The following is a 16,186-nucleotide window of genomic DNA, read 5'->3' as shown; positions in this document are numbered from 1 at the left end:
TGTCATCCACGCTTTCGGAGGGGATAATCGTGGCCTGGTTTTACAATATGCGGCTGACGCAGAAACTTCTGCTCGCCTTCGGCGTCTTACTGCTCATCATGGCATTTCTCGGTGGTAAGTCCGCCATGATGTTCAACACGCTGGATCATGAATTCACCGAGTTCACCGAACACGGCAATGCGCTTGCCGCGGCGACCGACATCACGCAGGCTTTCTCCGAAATGGAGATCAAAGCAATAGAGTTCATTGCTGATTCATCGGATGAAAAGCTTCAGGAAGTTGATGCCGCCCACACGAGCGTGGTTCAGGCGATCGACGAAAAGATCAAGAAGCTTCATATTCCCGAAGAGATCGAGCGCCTCGAAGATGCGCGCAAACACGTTGAAATCTATTGGGATGATTTCCAGAAGGTTGCCCACGAGCGTGCTTTGCAGAAGGATATTGTCGACAACAGCCTGCACAAGGCCGGCGACAAGCTTCAATATGAGATCGTGACGGTCTTCAAGCACAAGCAGGAGCAGGATTCCAAGAACGGTAAACCTTCCGAGACAGTTGAACTCGTGACGGATGCGATGATCCATCTCCTGATCGCACGCGACCACGCCAACCGGTTCGTCTATTCCGGTATGGAATCTGAACTCGACTATGCACTCTCTGAAATCGACCGGGTCAAAAAGGATCTGACCAGCGATGCCATGGCCAAGCTGGACGGTGAGGACAGAAAGTTGGTCGACGACGCGCTTGGTCAGATTGAGGTCTATGTAAGCGCTCTCATGGAGTTCCGCACGCTTGAACAGGACATCAGGCACCTGGAACAAGACGTTATGTCCAGCGAGGCAAAAATTGTTGCTGACGACCTTGCCGCGATCAAGCAGTTTGCCATCGACGCGGAACACAAGCTGGAAGCGAAGGTTCATGAACAAACCGCGAGTTCAATCATGTTCTCGCTGGGAGGAACTGCAATCGGCTTTGCGGTCGGGCTCGCCGCAGCCATCGCGCTTGGACGGATGATCAGCGGTCCGGTGAACGGGCTTTCCCGGACGATGGATGACCTTTCGCGCAATCGCCTCGACACCGAGATCCCTGCGCTCAAAGGCAAGGATGAAATCGCCGACATGACCCGTGCCGTCATGGTTTTCCGTGACGGATTGGTTGAGCGTCAGGCCATGCGCGAGGCGCAGGAAAAGAACCGCGAACAGACGAACCGCCGCCGGGACGAACTGGATCAGATGATCGGCATTTTCGGCAACACGATCCGCGGCATTTTCAAGCGCATGTCGCACTCTTCCACCGAAATGTCCGACACGGCGGAAACCCTGACGCAAACCTCCGAGAACTCGACCAATCAGGCGACCGTGCTTGACAAGGAGGCAAGCGACACCTCCTCCATGGTGGCAACGGTGTCCTCGGCTGCGGAAGAACTGATTTCCTCCATTCAGGAAATCCGGCGCAATGCGGATCACTCGGCAGAAATCGCCGCCAAAGCTTCGGATCGGGCGGAAGAAACAAAGTCCAACTTCAGTGAACTTGTCACCGCGTCGGACCAGATCACCAGTGTTGTCGACCTGATTCGCGAAATCGCCGATCAGACCAATCTCCTGGCTCTCAACGCCACGATCGAAGCTGCGCGCGCCGGCGAGGCGGGCAAGGGCTTTGCTGTGGTGGCCTCGGAAGTCAAGGAACTGGCGGCGCAGACCTCCCGGGCAACAGGTGAAATCAGCAACCAGGTCGGAGCAGTCCAACGCACGGCACAAAGCGCTGAACAATCGATCGGTGAGATCTACGGGACTGTCCGCGAGATCAACGATGTCGCCACCAGCATCGCATCGTCGGTCACGCAACAGGAAAGTGCCACGTCTGAAATCGCACGCAGCATGGAAACTGTTTCAAGCAGTGCGGCGCGCGTGCGCGACAGCGTCTCTGTGATGCGGCAGAACTCCGAAGACACAGCCAACTCCTCCAAGTTGGTGAAGGATGGCAGCTCGGTGGTCTATGACGAAGCCGTGCTTTTGGGTGACGAGGTGGAAACCTTCCTCGATGCGATTGCCAACCGTGGCGACGACGAGACTTACCGGATCTACGAGGTCGACTGGCCGGCAACGCTGGAAATAGGCGGCAGGCTGATCAGCGCGCGCACTCTGAAAATCTCGTCTGCGTTCTGCACTGTTTCCGAACAACTCGACGTAACACCCGGCACACGTGTGGTGTTCGAGTGCAGTGAATTGACTGCGGCGATCGAAGCACGCGTGGCGGTGACCGAGAATGGCACGACAACCCTGCAATTCCCGCTGAACCTGGATCACATTGCCGATCTCAGAACCCAGCTGGAACAACGCGGCCTGGCATCAGCTGCCTGAGCAGAGGCAAAAACACACCGGGACGCCCAGGACCTTCGCAATGGTTCCAGGGCGTCCCGTTTTCTATTGCCGGGTGCGAGCGAAAGTTCGAAACGGTCCCCGCTCCCCTTTAAAGACGAACTCACAAGGGCCCTATCCGGCAGACACCGGTTCATCCGATGCTTTCACGATTTCGGTCGTCCGAGCACGAGCCCTGTGATCAGCGGCAGCAAAAGTATCATGCCCGTAAAGCGCGCAATCTGGTGTGCCGCGACAAAGGCCGGGTCCAGATCGAGAATGAACGCCAGAAGCGTCATGACCTCAAGTCCGCCAGGCGCATAAGCCAAAAGGGCCTGACCGAATGGAATGTCAACCAGGGACGAAATCAGCAGCGCACCGAGAATAGACATCAAGAATGCTGCGCTGAAAGCCGCGATAGAAGCCCCTAAAACAGAGACGAATTGCCTGAAGGTCATCGCGCCGAACCGGCAGCCGATCATCGCTCCCATCAGGACGAAACATGGCAGAACAAGATAGAAGGGGAGCACGAGTGTCCAGACGCCCGAGGCATTCAGCCCGGCACTCATGAAAAACGCACCGGTCATCAGCCCCCCCGGCACATTCAGCTTATGCGCCACCAGGCTGGCAAGCAAACAAAGTGGCAAGCCAATGATGATCTCAAACCAGCTGGATGCCTCGATCATGCCGCCCTCCCCGTCAACGGTTCCACTTGTCGACACAACGGCGAAAGGCAGAATGGCAACGAGGACGAACAATCTCAGCGATTGGCTGGACGCAATCCGGGGAAGGTCGGCGCCACGGTCTGTCGCAAGCGCGATCACATAGGACAGAGCCCCTGGTATCGCTCCGAAAAACGCTGTTTCCCGAGACCATTTGGCCCCGAAATGCAGCACCAGATACCCTGCCAGGGTAACGCAAACGACCACGACAAGCAGAAGCGCCATGGAAACCGGCCACTCGGCGATCCGCTCCACGACATCGGGCCGGACACCGGCGCCCATCGAGACACCGATGACGACGAAAAGCGCGTCACGCAGCGGATCAGGCATGATTGTCGGCGCGCCCGCGAGTGTCGCAACGGCTACAAAAACCATCGCGCCAGACAACCAGGCGGCGGGAAGGCCCGCGAGATAGAACAAGCCGCCTCCGCAGGCTGCGATCAGGATTGTCAGCGACAGGTGCGCGGCGGTTTTGGTCAATTTGTCAGAAGTCATTTGGGTCTGGCAGATTTGGAGGTCCTCTGTCTCCCGGACTAATATAGTTGATTATGATCGTCATGGTTGATTGCATCGATCAACATAAAAGACCTCAAAACTCCCGTGCCATGGCAACTTCTACGGGTTGCGTAAAGGGAGCTCCTTCGATCATCTCAAGTTCGCAGGCTTTCCGGATCGCAGGCCGCTCTTCCAGCCGTTGAAGCAACTGTAACAGACGGGGATAGTCCTCGACCGGCCATCTTCCAGCTGTACCATAAATCTGTGCCCATCTTGCGCAGGCTGCTGTGTAAAAATCGAGGCAGGTCACCTGCTTGCCGATCAGGTAAGGGCCTGCTGAAACGGCAAGTTCCTGTTCCAAAAGCTGAAAACTATTCGAGATGCGCTTCTTGAGACCTTCTGAAAAAGCGGCCGAATCCCGGTCTCCTGACAGATATCTGTGCGGCTTGAAGGAAATGCGCAAGTCGGAATGAAGCGTGTTGGAAAGGAAAAACAGCCATTTCAGAAAGCGCCCCCGACCCGAGGCTCCTGAGGCGGGGCGAATGATTGATGCCGGTCGGCGAGCAGCAGCAAGATAGCCCCGACTTCAAACACGGGAGCATCCTGTCCCGGACACTCCAGCACTGGGATCAGGCCCTGAGGATTGAGCCTTCGATAGGCTTGCGTTTTTTGAGCCGAAGTCTTTCGATCAACCGGGACGAAGTCATAGATCACGCCCAATTCCTCGAGCAACATGCGCACAACAAGGTTGGCATTGTCAGGCGCACCGTGGAGGCGGTAACGCGAAGCCGCCTCCTCCAATTTCGTTTCTTCAAAGCCGCTCACATTTTTCTCCAGTCATCCGTTCACGGAATTGAGCGATATCAAGGTTCGAGACGGCGATTTTCTGAAATATACCGTCATGACAAACGATCCGCTCTCCTATGCGCTGCGCAGCGTGCCGCGTTATACCAGCTACCCGACAGCACCACATTTCCATAGCGGTGTGAGCGCCCAAACCTATAGAGAATGGTTACGCGCGATCACGCCAGAGGACAGTCTGTCGCTTTATCTGCACGTGCCCTTTTGCCGGGAGCTCTGCCATTATTGCGGATGCCATACCAAAGCGACGCGTCAGGATGCGCCGATCAGAACCTATGCGGCGACACTCGAACAGGAAATCGGGCTGGTTGGCGAACACCTTAAAGACGCCGGACCGGTTCGCCATATCCATTGGGGCGGCGGTACCCCCAGTCTTCTGCCCCGGCAAAGTTTCGCCGATCTGACCGGATTGATGCGTGTCCTGTTCGAGTTTTCACCGGACCTGGAACATGCAATCGAACTCGACCCGCGGCTTGTAAGCGAAGACCTGGCAGAGACGCTCGCGCTTGTCGGCATCAACAGAACGAGCCTGGGCGTCCAGGATTTTGACCTCAACGTACAAAAGGCAATCGGACGGGTTCAGCCTTTTGAAGTCGTTGCAAAAGCGACACGGATGTTGCGCGCGAACGGGCTTGATGCGCTCAATTTCGACCTGATGTACGGACTTCCCGGTCAATCGCGCGAAACAATTCTGGATACCGTCGACAAGACACTGGAACTCGCGCCGAGCCGGATTGCCCTGTTCGGCTATGCGCATGTTCCCTGGATGCGCAAACACCAGAGATTGATCGACGAAACGGCGTTACCGTCCGCAGCCGAGCGGCTTGAACTTGCCGATCTTGCGCGCTCCGAATTGCTGAAAGCCGGCTACGTGGCGGTCGGCCTCGACCACTTTGCGCACGCCGATGACAGCATGGCACACGCCCTCGCAGACGGCTCCCTGAAACGGAATTTTCAGGGCTACACGACAGACCAGGGCGAACAGCTTATCGGCTTTGGCGTATCGTCGATCGGCAAACTGTCCAATGGATACATTCAAAACCTGCCGGATGTCGGCAATTGGCGACGCCAGATACTTGCCGGTGAACTTCCGGTTTCCAAGGGTTTGGCACTCAGCGCTGACGACAGGCTGCGCGGCCGTATCATCGAAGAGCTCATGACAGACTATGCCTGCGATCTCACTCCGGTCTGCAAAGGCTTCGGACTCACTGTCAACGATCTCAGCGATGCCATCCGAGCATTGGAAGATCTGGCGGCGGATGGTCTGGTGACACTCGATTTCGGCGACAATGACAATGTGAGGGTTTCAGTCACTGAAAGCGGACGGCCATATGTACGTCTGGCAGCGGCTGCATTCGACAGCTATCTTGCCGAAAGTCAGGCGACCGGCAAGGCGAGACACTCCGCTGCCGTCTAGATGAAAGAGAGCGCCGCTCAGCCCGCGCGCGCGCCGCTCACCGTAACCTCGACCAGAAGCAGAACAGAGGCAATCATCCTGTAGGCCGATTGCATCGGTGCCGGCTGGCTGAGTTCGAGAAACCAGTCACGATCTTTGAACAAGCCGGTGAGTTTTTGGAGCCTGGTCTTGGGCTCTTCTTCTCCCGGCCTCAGGGCGCGCCTGATAATGCCAATGCCGCGGCCATCGACAACCAAGGCGTAACTGTCCGGCCAACTGCCCATCGCGGCCTCGAGTGTTTTTTCAGACCACTTCCGCGGGTCGACCACACGAAACAGCTCATTTTGCATCATGTCGCGCGCAAGCCAGGCGTCGGTTCCCTTTAAGGCGATTTCACCCGCTTCGCCAGCATCCTGCGACGTGAGATGCCAACGCGTGTTCAGAAACTTTTTTTCAGGCGTCAGCGTACGGGTCATTCCGTCATTGACGTTGAATAGCTCAATTGGCTTTGCAATCGTCCTTTTTGTAAGATCGCATCGGACGAATTCCTCCTCGTTGGCAAGCACGTTGTACTGCTTGTCCGCGTTGCAATCGGGATTTGAAGTTTTCACAAAGCGAAGAGAATCTATCTGCATCACGGACCGTCCGATCTACAAGGAAACCTGGCAAATTTATGCAGTTTCAACTCTTAATAAATGACCGCTTCTGGGCTTGTGGCGATCCAGACGCCTCAAGAATGACAAACATGCCTAAGAAACACTTGCAACCTGCATCCAAAAGTCCGTTTGAACAGACAAAAGGCCGAGCATGAGCCCGGCCTCAGGGATACGATCTGCCTTCGATCAGTGAATACCGGTCATCTGGCAGAGGCCGCAAACCTTGTTGAGATGAATTTTGTCCGCTTTGTCGACGCGGATGACGCCGCGGCGTTTCAGGTCGGAAACAACCCTGCTGACAGTCTCGATCGTGAGCCCGAGATAGTCCGCAATTTCCTGCCGTGTCATGTGAAGCTGCAGATCAAAACTGTCGTCGTCTTCGTCGGTTGGACCAACGCAGCCCAGTCCACCGCGATCAGGCACAAGATGCATCAGAAAGCTGGCAACGCGCTCAACTGCCGATTTGCGGCCAAGAAGAACGGCATGTTCATGCAGAACCTGCATCTGGTTCGTCAGACACTTTGCGAGCGTTCTTTGCAATTCATCGGATCGCTCGACGTGCCTCAGGTCGATTTCCTGGACGATTGAATGCGTGAGCGTTTCCGCCGTGCAGTCGTTCTCGTCGCTATTGGAAAGGCCGAAGATGTCACCAGGACGCAGGACCTCCACCACCTGGCGGCGGCCATCGGGAAGGAGTTTGTAGAGCATGATTGATCCGCGAACGAGCTCGTAAAGCCGTTTAGCAGGGTCGCCTTCATAGTAGACAACAGCATGTGTTTCATACTCGGTTGTCTTGCCGCCAAAGCTGGAAAATCCCGCTTTGGGCGCTTCGCAAAACGCCGTGCGGTCTGACCGTGATCCAGCACCGTGACCTGTGAAACCAGCTTCAAGATATGCCATTTTTCCCTCCTTCGCGCAGATCAGCGCGGCTTAAGCCCGCAACGACACTTCCTGGCACCATCACCCCACCACAGCAGGAAGACGTTTTGCCCAAGAGAGCCCCGTGCTGCAAAAACGCCCCGTCCGACGTTTTCGCAACCCGCAATGATCACTCTAAAACGTGGAAACCATTGAAGGAATTCGGTCGACTGCGTAAGAGGAATTACATATGGGCGGAAACGCCGCAGTAGACGCTCCAGGGCCCGCTCGCTTTCACAGACCTCATGGCTCCCCGCACAGCTTTGCACTCCAGACAGAGCACTCCGTGAGGCAGGGATTGGCCTTATCAAGGGCCGCTTCAGGCCAGTTTTTTCAACGCGGGCAAGGCTTACCTTGCATCATCTCACGTCCATGCGAACGAGAAGGCCCAGATGGTCTGAACCCATATAGGGGCGTGTTTCAACCGATCCTTCCGTACCCTTGGGAACAAGCACGTTGTCCAAAGGCAACGGTAGCAGCCACGCCCCGAATTTGAATGAGTTACGTGTTTTTCCCAGTATCTTGTTGCCTGCGGCCCTGCTTATTTCCCGCACACTCTCTCCCCACGGCACCATGTTGAAGTCGCCAGCGATAATGACGGGGTCGTCCAGCTTGCTGATCCACTCGGAAACTTGCTTACTCTGCTGATATTGCCGGTAGGGAAATGGCCATTCCAGGTGTAGCGAAACGATCCAAACCCGGCGGTCGTCCGGGAGAATTGCCTTAACGCCGGCAAGTCCGCCCTCGGGCAGACAGAACTCGGATCCGACAATCGTCGGCAAGGACGTCAGGATGGCGACGTCCTGCCTGGGCCTGAACCGACAGAACACAGAGAAAGAGTAATGATCGAACAGCTTCGCCATGAAGCGGCGATTGTGGTCCGATACTTCTTGAAGGGTAACAACCTGGGCAGAGGACAGGATTATGTCATCTGCTAGAGAGTAACGTGGCCAGGCCCTTGAAAGCAGGTTCTTTTGATAAAGCGTTAGGCAGTTGTTGCTGCACGACATCTCCGGGCGAAAATACCCGGAAATAAAGGACCCTGTCGCAGCTGTTGAAATGATCAGAGAAAAGATGGCCATACGTTGAAAGCCAAGCACCCACAGCGCAAGTGTTGTCGGGACAAGCAAGGCCGCAAGAAGTGGGCGGATAACCGCCAGCGAGTCGCCAGGTGGGAATACGCGGCCCGTGAACCCAAGCAAAAGCGCTGCCGCAATGGCTATCGCCCAAGCCAGCGTGACATACCTGACAATCTTTTTGCGAACCATTCCAATCCTGTAGCTGCCACCGGCATTGGCTTGTACCTTAGGTCCGATGAACAGAGACAAAAACCCTTTATTTTCAGAAGGGCATCATGGGAATTTCCTGCCATGTGTTCATGAAGCGCTGTGTGCGGTCTGATCCCTAAAGGGTTCCAAGTGTCGCGGCGTGCGACCACATTGCCAAGATCAAGGTGACCGGCAGCTGCGCGCACATTCAGGCCATTGCGGCTGTCAGCATGTCGATGGAAAGAGGTTTGCGCAAAATCGTGAGATCGCGAAGTTCCTTGAGGCTCTGAAGGATCTTTACGCGTGATTTGCCGGAAATCGCAATTATGTTTGGCGGCATGGCCAATCGCTTCAATTCCCTGACAATGTCCGCTCCGCTGATACCCGGCAAGCCCAGGTCAACAATTACCCAATGGCCGTCAGACACATGGGCCTGCTCCATGAATGTTTCCCCATCCAGGTATATCCGTGTCGAATGATCCAGATGTTCGAGCGCCAGTGCCAGCGCATCTGCAACAGCTTCGTCATCCTCGATGATATGAACGACCACTCAATACTATCCCGGGTTCCAGCGTTACCGCCCAGATACCCGTGAAGCATACGCCACAAAAGCCGCGGCGAATGTACGCAGAAATACGTCTGTCTTGATCCAGGTCTCAGGCGCAGAAAACTGCGCCGTTTCTCGAACCTCAGTCCGCCGTCGGATGCCCCAGGACAATCCTCACAAGATCGGCAGCGTTTCTTGCGCCGAGTTTTTCCATGATACGCGCCCGGTGAACCTCGACAGTCCTTGGACTGATGCCAAGGGTCCGCCCGGCTTCCTTGTTCGACGCACCGTCGGTGATTTCCTTGAGAACTTCCATTTCCCGGCGCGTGAGCAGATCGGCCCCTTGAAAAGTCTGGCTTGTGTCGGCTTCCTGCCGCGTGCTCATTGCAGCGATGGCTTCCTTCACCCTTTCCAGCACTGTTTCGGCCGAGAACGGTTTTTCAATGAAGTCATGGGCCCCGTTGCGTATCGCCTCGACTGCCATGGGAATGTCACCCTGGCCGGAAATGATGAAGATCGGGGCCGGGTAGTGTTCGGCATTCAGAGCCTTGAGAATTTCGATCCCCGACCTGCCGGGCATATGTACGTCCAGCATGACGCATGCGGGCGCTGACTTGCTTGCGGACTGGATGAAGGTATCCCCGTCTGAAAATGTCTCGACGACATAACCTTCCATGTTGAACAGAACGGACAGCGCGTCCCGCACCGCAGGGTCATCATCAACGATATATACGGCCTCTGCGTCAGCTTCCATTATCTTTCAGTCCCCATACGTTGTTCGCGTTGTCTGCTTTAAAGATCATTATCCGATCGTTCTTCCCTTGGATGAACAGGCAAGGTCAACAAAAACGATGCGCCAGTGCCCTCAGGCGACGTTTCCAACTTCAGATCGCCGCCGTGGTTTTGGGCTATCGAACGCGAAATGGCCAGACCGAGACCGACACCTTTGTGCTTTACACCGGTGAAAGCGCGAAACAGTCCGTCAATCAGTTCGACCGGTACACCGGGTCCATTGTCCGTTACCCTAAATTCCAGCAGGTCTTCGTTGAGACGGACGCTTAACGTAACTTTTTTCTCCGGTTGGTCGGCAACCGCCTCACGCGCATTTCGCAGAAGATTGATCAATATCTGACGGATCTGGACGGGATCCGCCTGAAGCGAGGGCAGCCCTTCCTGGACACTTGCAGACAAATAAGCTTGCTGTCCGCCGCTTCCGAGTTCCGCCATCTCAAGGCAGGACCGTACAAGCTCGGGGACGTCGACAGTCTGTCTTTCAGGCGCTTTCTTTTCCACAAGTTGGCGCATGCGCTGGATGATCTCACCGGCCCGTTCGGCCTCGCGAACGGCTTTTTCAATGACGGAAAGGATGAGCGGATCGATCGAATCGTCGGTTTTGGCCTTGCGCGAGACCGACTGCAGGTAAAGAAGAACCGCTGTCAGCGGCTGATTGAGCTCGTGTGCGATCGCCGCACCCATCTCATCAAGCGCACTCAAACGCGTCATGTGCAACAACTGCGCCTGTGTTTTCGCCAGCCGGTCTTCAATCTGCTTTCGTGACCGCAGGTCCCGCAGAATGCCAATGAATTGACGCCCGTCAGGTGTATTCGCCTCGCCGACCGACAACTCGATCGGAAAGACGGTTCCGTCCTTGTGCTGGGCCTGAACCTCGCGGCCAATTCCGATGATCTTTCTGTGGCCGGTATTGATGTAGTTCTGAACATAGTGATCATGTGACCGGGCATATGTTTCCGGCATGATCCTGTTCACATTACGCCCGAGAAGATCTGCGGCTTCGTATCCGAACAGGTGCTCGCAGGCCTTGTTGTAAGCAAGTACCAGGCCGCGTTCGTTGATCACGATTATTCCGTCGACAGCCGTATCGAAAACACTTACCAGTCTCGCTTCTGAGACCGCGGCGGAGTCCGCATTTCGATCTGCTATGCTGTCGTCTGCCATCCCCGCACCTAACTGGAAATCACGTCCATTCAGGTTTAAGGGGTTTCACGTAGTCCAGCAACCCGTCAAGAGTCTTAAATCTCTGGAAGCCAAGCATTAATTCGCCGAATTGCTTCTTCCAGGTGGTCCTGCTTGCGTGCATAACAGAGCCGGGCGAAGTTCTCCCCGCCGGGACCGAATGCCGTTCCGGGCGCAAGACCGACACCTGTTTCACGAACAAGATCAAGCGCGAAGCTGCGCATGTCCGTGATGCCTTCGAGCTTGAAGAAGAGATAGAACGCGCCCTCCGGCGGCGCGGCCGAAATGCGCCCGATTTTGCGAATGCCTTGAAGCACGGCCTCCCTGCCTTTGCGCGCGCGCTCGATCTGGCTTTCGAGAAACTCCTGCCCCTCTGTGAGCGCCGCAACCGCGCCCCACTGTAAAAAGGCGGGCACACCAGATGTTGAATATTGTATCAGATTTTCAAAGACTTGACCCATGACTGGCGGTGCGGAGACCCAACCGACCCGCCATCCAGTCATGGCCCAGTTTTTCGAAAATGAATTCACGAAAATGATGCGGTCGTCTTCGTCGGCAATGTCGTAAAATGACGGCGAGCGCCTGCCGTTTCCATAGAAGTAAAGCGTATAGATCTCATCGGCGATGATCCACAAATCATGCTTGCGTGCGAGATCCAGAAACGCTGTTAAAAGTCCCTCGGACGCGACCCATCCGGTCGGATTGCTGGGCGTGTTCAAAAAGAGAGCGGCCGTATCCGAGGTGATTGCCCGCTCGATATCTTCCAAGGCGAGAGACCAGCCGCCGTTTGATTCGCGCATTGCAACCGGAACGGTTTTTGCGCCGTGAATTTCCACGGATGCCGCGATGTTCGGCCACGAAGGCGACGGAACGATCACTTCCTTGCCCGGGTCAACGATCGCCTGGACCGTCAGCTGGATCGCCTGCATGCCTGATCCCGTCACGTAAAATCTTTCGGGCGAAAAAGGCCTGCCGTAAAGATCCTGGTGATAGGCTGCCAATGCCTCGCGCAATTCCGGAATACCGCGCTGATAAGTGTAGAAGGTTTCGCCACGGTCGAGCGACGCCTTGACGGCCCTGTTGATGAAGGACGGTGTCGGCAGGTCCCCCTCGCCCACCCACAAGGGTATCAAAGCTTCGTGGTGACGACCGGCATTGGCAACTTCGACTATTCCGCTTTCAGGCGCGTTACGGGCACCAGTACTCAATCGCGCAATCAGGTCGGACAAATCGTATACTCCTCACACATGGTCGCCGCACCATAGCGTGTCCGCAATCCAATGTTTCATGAAACGATGTGAACTAGACTTCACCATCGTTGATCGGTTCCAACCTATTGCAAACCGGGTCATAAGTGTCTTCTTCGCCTTGGTCGCAAGGTGAATAGACAGAACGGTTCCGCTATGGTCCGATCTGGAAAAAGCAGCGGAACGGGTTTCTGCAACAACCGGTCGGGAGGACGGTCGCCGCAAGATGCTGCACGGATGGCTCGTGATACTGGTCGCAACGGCCTATATCCTGCTTCTGTTTGCGATTGCCAGCTACGGCGATCGCCTGTCCAACCGCTCGTCTTCTCGCGCGGGTGGCCGTCCTTTTATCTACGCCCTGTCGCTGTCCGTTTACTGCACATCTTGGACATTCTTCGGCTCGGTCGGCAACGCCACCAGAAACGGTGCGGAATTTCTGACCATCTATATCGGGCCGCTTCTGGTATTCGCGCTCGGATATCCACTCTTGAGGCGAATAATCCAGATCTCAAAAGCCGAGAGCATTACCTCGATTGCGGACTTCATAGGTGCGCGATACGGCAAGAGCCAATCGGTGGCCGCTCTCGCGACCCTGATTGCCGTGATCGGCGTCATTCCCTATATCGCGCTCCAGCTGAAGGCCGTCTCCTTTTCGGTTACCACAATGGTCGGCCCCCTGATTTCTCCCGGCTTCAGTTTCGCGCCGTTCTTCAACGACATCACGCTCCTCATTGCGCTCGGCATGGCCATTTTCAGCTGGGCCTTCGGAACCCGTCATATTGACGCCACCGAGCACCAGGAAGGCCTGATGCTGGCGATTGCGACCGAAGCAATCGTAAAGCTGTTTGCCTTTCTGGCCGTCGGTGTCTGGGTCACCTACTGGCTGTTCGACGGACCGTTCGACCTCGTGCGCGCCATCTCGGAAGCACCGGAGGTCGCAGAAGTCTTTGAGCAGCCGATCAATGTGAGCAACTGGCTGATCCTGTCGATCCTGTCAGGTTTTGCGGTTCTCATGCTGCCGCGCCAGTTCCACGTCACGGTGACGGAAAACAATTCCGACGCCGAACTGAGATGCGCAACGTGGCTGTTTCCGCTGTACCTCGTTCTGATCAATCTGTTCGTCATTCCCATCGCGGCAGCTGGCATGCTGCGGTTCGGACAGGACATCAACCCGGACACTTATGTCCTGGCGCTGCCAATCGATGCGGGCCACGACTGGCTTGCAATGTTTGTGTTTATCGGAGGGCTGTCCGCGGCTACCGCGATGGTCATTGTGGCAACGGTTGCGCTTGCGATCATGATTTCGAATGACATCGTCGTGCCGCTCTTGCTGCGCCGGCACAGCGAAGACGATCTTGTCAATGCCAGCGGGCGCGACATGAGCCGTCAGTTGCTGACGATCCGTCGACTGGCGATCTTTGCCATCCTGCTCCTGGCTTACGCCTATTACAAGGCGGCGGGTGACACGGCAGCGCTTGTCTCCATCGGGCTCTTGTCGTTTGCCGCGATTGCACAATTCGCACCCGCCTTTATCGGAGCTCTTGTCTGGCGGCGGGCCACTTCCCTTGGCGCGCTCGCCGGGCTCAGCAGCGGATTTCTTCTTTGGGGCTACACGCTGCTCTTACCGACATTCGCGCAATCTGGGCTCATATCGGCCGGTTTCCTGGAGACCGGTCCCTTCGGCATCGGTTTTCTGAACCCGCAATCCCTGTTCGGCATCGACATAGATCCGTTTATTCACGGAACATTGTGGAGCCTGCTGGTCAACATCCTCCTCTTTGTCGGCGTTTCCTTCGCCCGCAAGCCGCTGCCGGCCGAAACGCTTCAGGCCAATGTGTTCGTGCCTGCCGAATTCACACCGACGCCCAGCCTGCGTTACTGGCGAACGTCCGTTACCGCGAGCGACCTTCAATCCACGGTCGCGCGCTATCTTGGCGAAGAGCGGACCGAGCGCTCGTTTCACCGGTTTGCAAGCGAGCGCGGCATTCCGCTTGATCCGAACACGCTTGCAGACGCCAATCTGCTCCGTTTCTCCGAACAGCTTCTTGCAAGCGCGATCGGTGCGGCGTCCTCGCGCCTCGTTTTGACCTTGATGCTGAAGCGCCATGACCCATCGACAAAAGGGGCGGTAAAACTGCTCGACGATGCGTCAATTGCCATCCAGTACAACCGCGACCTTCTGCAGACGGCGCTCAATCAGGTTCGCCAGGGGATCGGCGTCTTCGACCCTGACCTGCGATTGATCTGCTGGAACCGTCAATTCCGGGACCTGCTTGGTCTGCCAGCCGAATACGGGCAGGTTGGAACAACGCTCGACGCGATCCTGCGATACAACATTGAACGCGGCGAACATGGTCCCGGACCGGTTGAATCAATGGTCGCCGACCGCATTGAAAAACTGGTGCTGGTTCAGGAGACGTTCCAGGAGCGGCTGGAGTCCAGCGGCACGGTTTTCGAAGTCAGGGTCAGCCCGATGCCCGATGGCGGAATCGTGACGACCTATACCGACATCACCGAACGGGTCATGGCGGAAGAAGCGCTTGCGCGCGCCAATGAGACGCTTGAGCGGCGCGTCAGGGAACGAACTGAAGAGCTCACCCACGTCAACGAACGACTTGTCGAGGCAACAAGGGAAGCTGAAGAAGCGAACATCGGCAAAACGCGGTTTCTTGCTGCGGCCGGGCACGACATCTTGCAGCCGCTCAACGCCGCACGCCTTTACGCGTCTGTTCTCGTTGACAAGCTTCAGGCCGGTGACGATGGCGAGCTTGTCCGCAACGTGGAATCAGCGCTTGAATCCGTTGAAGATATCCTTGGTGCCGTCCTGGATATTTCAAGGCTCGACACCGGCGCCCTGAAACCTGAACCCACTGTGTTCCGCCTTGATGAAATACTTCGAGGGCTGGCGCTTGATTTCCAGCCGGTCGCCCAGGAAAAGGGACTTGAACTGCGAATCGTACCGACGTCGGTTTCCATTCGAACCGACCGCAGGCTGCTTCGACGCTTGCTTCAGAACCTTGTGTCCAATGCCCTGAAATACACGCAGGAGGGCAAGGTTCTCGTCGGGTGCCGCCGCCGCGGCAATCGCGTCATCGTCGAAATCCACGATACGGGCATGGGGATCCCGAAAAGCAAACAGAAGGCGATCTTCCACGAGTTCCACAGACTGGACGACGGCATGCGCGTCGCCAAGGGTCTCGGACTGGGGCTTTCAATTGTCGAGCGTATCAGCCACGTCCTGAAACACCCTGTCGCGCTCAGATCGGAAGCGGACAAGGGATCCTGCTTTTCGGTCGAATTGCCGCGCTCTGCGGCCGTTCCGGACATTGCACCGGCGAAGCACGCGCCCGCCTCGCTTGGCAATCTGGACGGTCTGTGCGTTGTGGCGATCGACAATGAACCGGACATCTTGAGCGGGATGCACCATCTCCTGTCGAGCTGGAACTGCACAGTGGTGACGGCTTCCGACGATCAGGAAGCGGCGGCGCGTCTGAACAAGGCGGGGGTGGTACCGGACGTCATTCTCGCCGACTACCATCTCGATTCGGGCACCGGCATCGATGCGATCGTGAAGCTGAGATGGAAATTCGGTTCTCACATTCCAGCCATCCTGATCACCGCCGACCGCAGCAGACCGGTTCGCTCAGAGGCCAACGAGAAGGACATTGCCTTCTTCAACAAGCCGGTCAAACCGGCCGCCTTGCGGGCCCAGCTGGCACGTTGTCACGCAGGACAGGCGGCCGAATAG

The 16,186-nt window shown here is 56.4% G+C and carries 13 protein-coding genes; 3 read left to right on the top strand and 10 right to left on the bottom strand.

Going from position 1 to position 16,186, the window contains the following annotated elements; all coding sequences use genetic code 11:
• The first annotated feature begins 29 nt into the window (after positions 1-29).
• The gene (locus ABVF61_RS18460; RefSeq protein ID WP_353995003.1) at positions 30-2,357 is read left to right on the top strand and encodes a methyl-accepting chemotaxis protein; all 2,328 of its coding nucleotides are present in this window, start codon (positions 30-32) and stop codon (positions 2,355-2,357) included.
• Between the two features lie 164 nt (positions 2,358-2,521).
• Here the strand turns inward: ABVF61_RS18460 and ABVF61_RS18455 are convergent, their stop codons facing one another.
• The 3 genes from ABVF61_RS18455 to ABVF61_RS18445 all read right to left on the bottom strand — a co-directional run bounded on the left by ABVF61_RS18455 (position 2,522) and on the right by ABVF61_RS18445 (position 4,396).
• Positions 2,522-3,571, bottom strand: a complete 1,050-nt coding sequence (locus tag ABVF61_RS18455; protein ID WP_353995002.1) for an AbrB family transcriptional regulator — start codon at positions 3,569-3,571, stop codon at positions 2,522-2,524.
• Positions 3,572-3,665: 94 nt separating this feature from the next.
• Positions 3,666-4,034, bottom strand: a complete 369-nt coding sequence (locus tag ABVF61_RS18450) for a glutathione S-transferase family protein (RefSeq protein WP_353995001.1) — start codon at positions 4,032-4,034, stop codon at positions 3,666-3,668.
• 38 nt (positions 4,035-4,072) lie between these two features.
• The gene (locus ABVF61_RS18445; protein ID WP_353995000.1) at positions 4,073-4,396 is read right to left on the bottom strand and encodes a glutathione S-transferase N-terminal domain-containing protein; all 324 of its coding nucleotides are present in this window, start codon (positions 4,394-4,396) and stop codon (positions 4,073-4,075) included.
• Between the two features lie 76 nt (positions 4,397-4,472).
• Between ABVF61_RS18445 and hemN the strand changes: the two genes are divergently transcribed.
• Positions 4,473-5,849: an oxygen-independent coproporphyrinogen III oxidase gene (gene hemN, locus ABVF61_RS18440; protein ID WP_353994999.1), complete on the top strand. Its 1,377-nt coding sequence runs from the start codon at positions 4,473-4,475 to the stop codon at positions 5,847-5,849.
• A gap of 17 nt (positions 5,850-5,866) precedes the next feature.
• Here hemN and ABVF61_RS18435 read toward each other — a convergent pair whose 3' ends face one another.
• The 7 genes from ABVF61_RS18435 to ABVF61_RS18405 all read right to left on the bottom strand — a co-directional run bounded on the left by ABVF61_RS18435 (position 5,867) and on the right by ABVF61_RS18405 (position 12,420).
• Positions 5,867-6,463, bottom strand: a complete 597-nt coding sequence (locus tag ABVF61_RS18435; RefSeq protein ID WP_353994998.1) for a hypothetical protein — start codon at positions 6,461-6,463, stop codon at positions 5,867-5,869.
• Positions 6,464-6,670: 207 nt separating this feature from the next.
• Positions 6,671-7,384 (bottom strand): helix-turn-helix domain-containing protein, encoded by a 714-nt coding sequence (locus ABVF61_RS18430; protein ID WP_353994997.1) that lies wholly within the window; start codon positions 7,382-7,384, stop codon positions 6,671-6,673.
• A gap of 377 nt (positions 7,385-7,761) precedes the next feature.
• On the bottom strand, positions 7,762-8,670 hold the full coding sequence (locus ABVF61_RS18425) for an endonuclease/exonuclease/phosphatase family protein (RefSeq protein WP_353994996.1): 909 nt from the start codon (positions 8,668-8,670) through the stop codon (positions 7,762-7,764).
• 208 nt (positions 8,671-8,878) lie between these two features.
• On the bottom strand, positions 8,879-9,220 hold the full coding sequence (locus ABVF61_RS18420; RefSeq protein ID WP_353994995.1) for a response regulator: 342 nt from the start codon (positions 9,218-9,220) through the stop codon (positions 8,879-8,881).
• A gap of 139 nt (positions 9,221-9,359) precedes the next feature.
• Entirely contained in the window at positions 9,360-9,971 is a 612-nt protein-coding gene (locus tag ABVF61_RS18415) for a response regulator transcription factor (protein WP_353994994.1), read from the bottom strand.
• A gap of 38 nt (positions 9,972-10,009) precedes the next feature.
• Positions 10,010-11,173 (bottom strand): two-component system sensor histidine kinase NtrB, encoded by a 1,164-nt coding sequence (locus ABVF61_RS18410; protein WP_353994993.1) that lies wholly within the window; start codon positions 11,171-11,173, stop codon positions 10,010-10,012.
• 74 nt (positions 11,174-11,247) lie between these two features.
• The gene (locus ABVF61_RS18405) at positions 11,248-12,420 is read right to left on the bottom strand and encodes a pyridoxal phosphate-dependent aminotransferase (protein ID WP_353994992.1); all 1,173 of its coding nucleotides are present in this window, start codon (positions 12,418-12,420) and stop codon (positions 11,248-11,250) included.
• Positions 12,421-12,664: 244 nt separating this feature from the next.
• On the opposite strand from ABVF61_RS18405, the gene ABVF61_RS18400 reads away from it, so the two are divergent.
• A complete protein-coding gene (locus ABVF61_RS18400) occupies positions 12,665-16,186 on the top strand; it encodes a PAS domain-containing hybrid sensor histidine kinase/response regulator (protein ID WP_353994991.1) in 3,522 nt (1,173 codons plus the stop codon).

The organism is Roseibium sp. HPY-6, from assembly GCF_040530035.1.
Taxonomy (GTDB): Bacteria; Pseudomonadota; Alphaproteobacteria; order Rhizobiales; family Stappiaceae; genus Roseibium.
Note: the sequence above shows the minus strand (reverse complement) of the source record. Positions and strands in the feature narration are given on the sequence as shown.

What these genes read in the sequence shown, in the direction of transcription:
- ABVF61_RS18455 (WP_353995002.1), bottom strand. Translation starts at nt 3,571, where the DNA reads ATGACTTCTGACAAATTGACCAAAACCGCCGCGCACCTGTCGCTGACA.
- hemN (WP_353994999.1), top strand. Translation starts at nt 4,473, where the DNA reads ATGACAAACGATCCGCTCTCCTATGCGCTGCGCAGCGTGCCGCGTTAT.
- ABVF61_RS18435 (WP_353994998.1), bottom strand. Translation starts at nt 6,463, where the DNA reads ATGCAGATAGATTCTCTTCGCTTTGTGAAAACTTCAAATCCCGATTGC.
- ABVF61_RS18430 (WP_353994997.1), bottom strand. Translation starts at nt 7,384, where the DNA reads ATGGCATATCTTGAAGCTGGTTTCACAGGTCACGGTGCTGGATCACGG.
- ABVF61_RS18425 (WP_353994996.1), bottom strand. Translation starts at nt 8,670, where the DNA reads ATGGTTCGCAAAAAGATTGTCAGGTATGTCACGCTGGCTTGGGCGATA.
- ABVF61_RS18415 (WP_353994994.1), bottom strand. Translation starts at nt 9,971, where the DNA reads ATGGAAGCTGACGCAGAGGCCGTATATATCGTTGATGATGACCCTGCG.
- ABVF61_RS18410 (WP_353994993.1), bottom strand. Translation starts at nt 11,173, where the DNA reads ATGGCAGACGACAGCATAGCAGATCGAAATGCGGACTCCGCCGCGGTC.
- ABVF61_RS18400 (WP_353994991.1), top strand. Translation starts at nt 12,665, where the DNA reads ATGCTGCACGGATGGCTCGTGATACTGGTCGCAACGGCCTATATCCTG.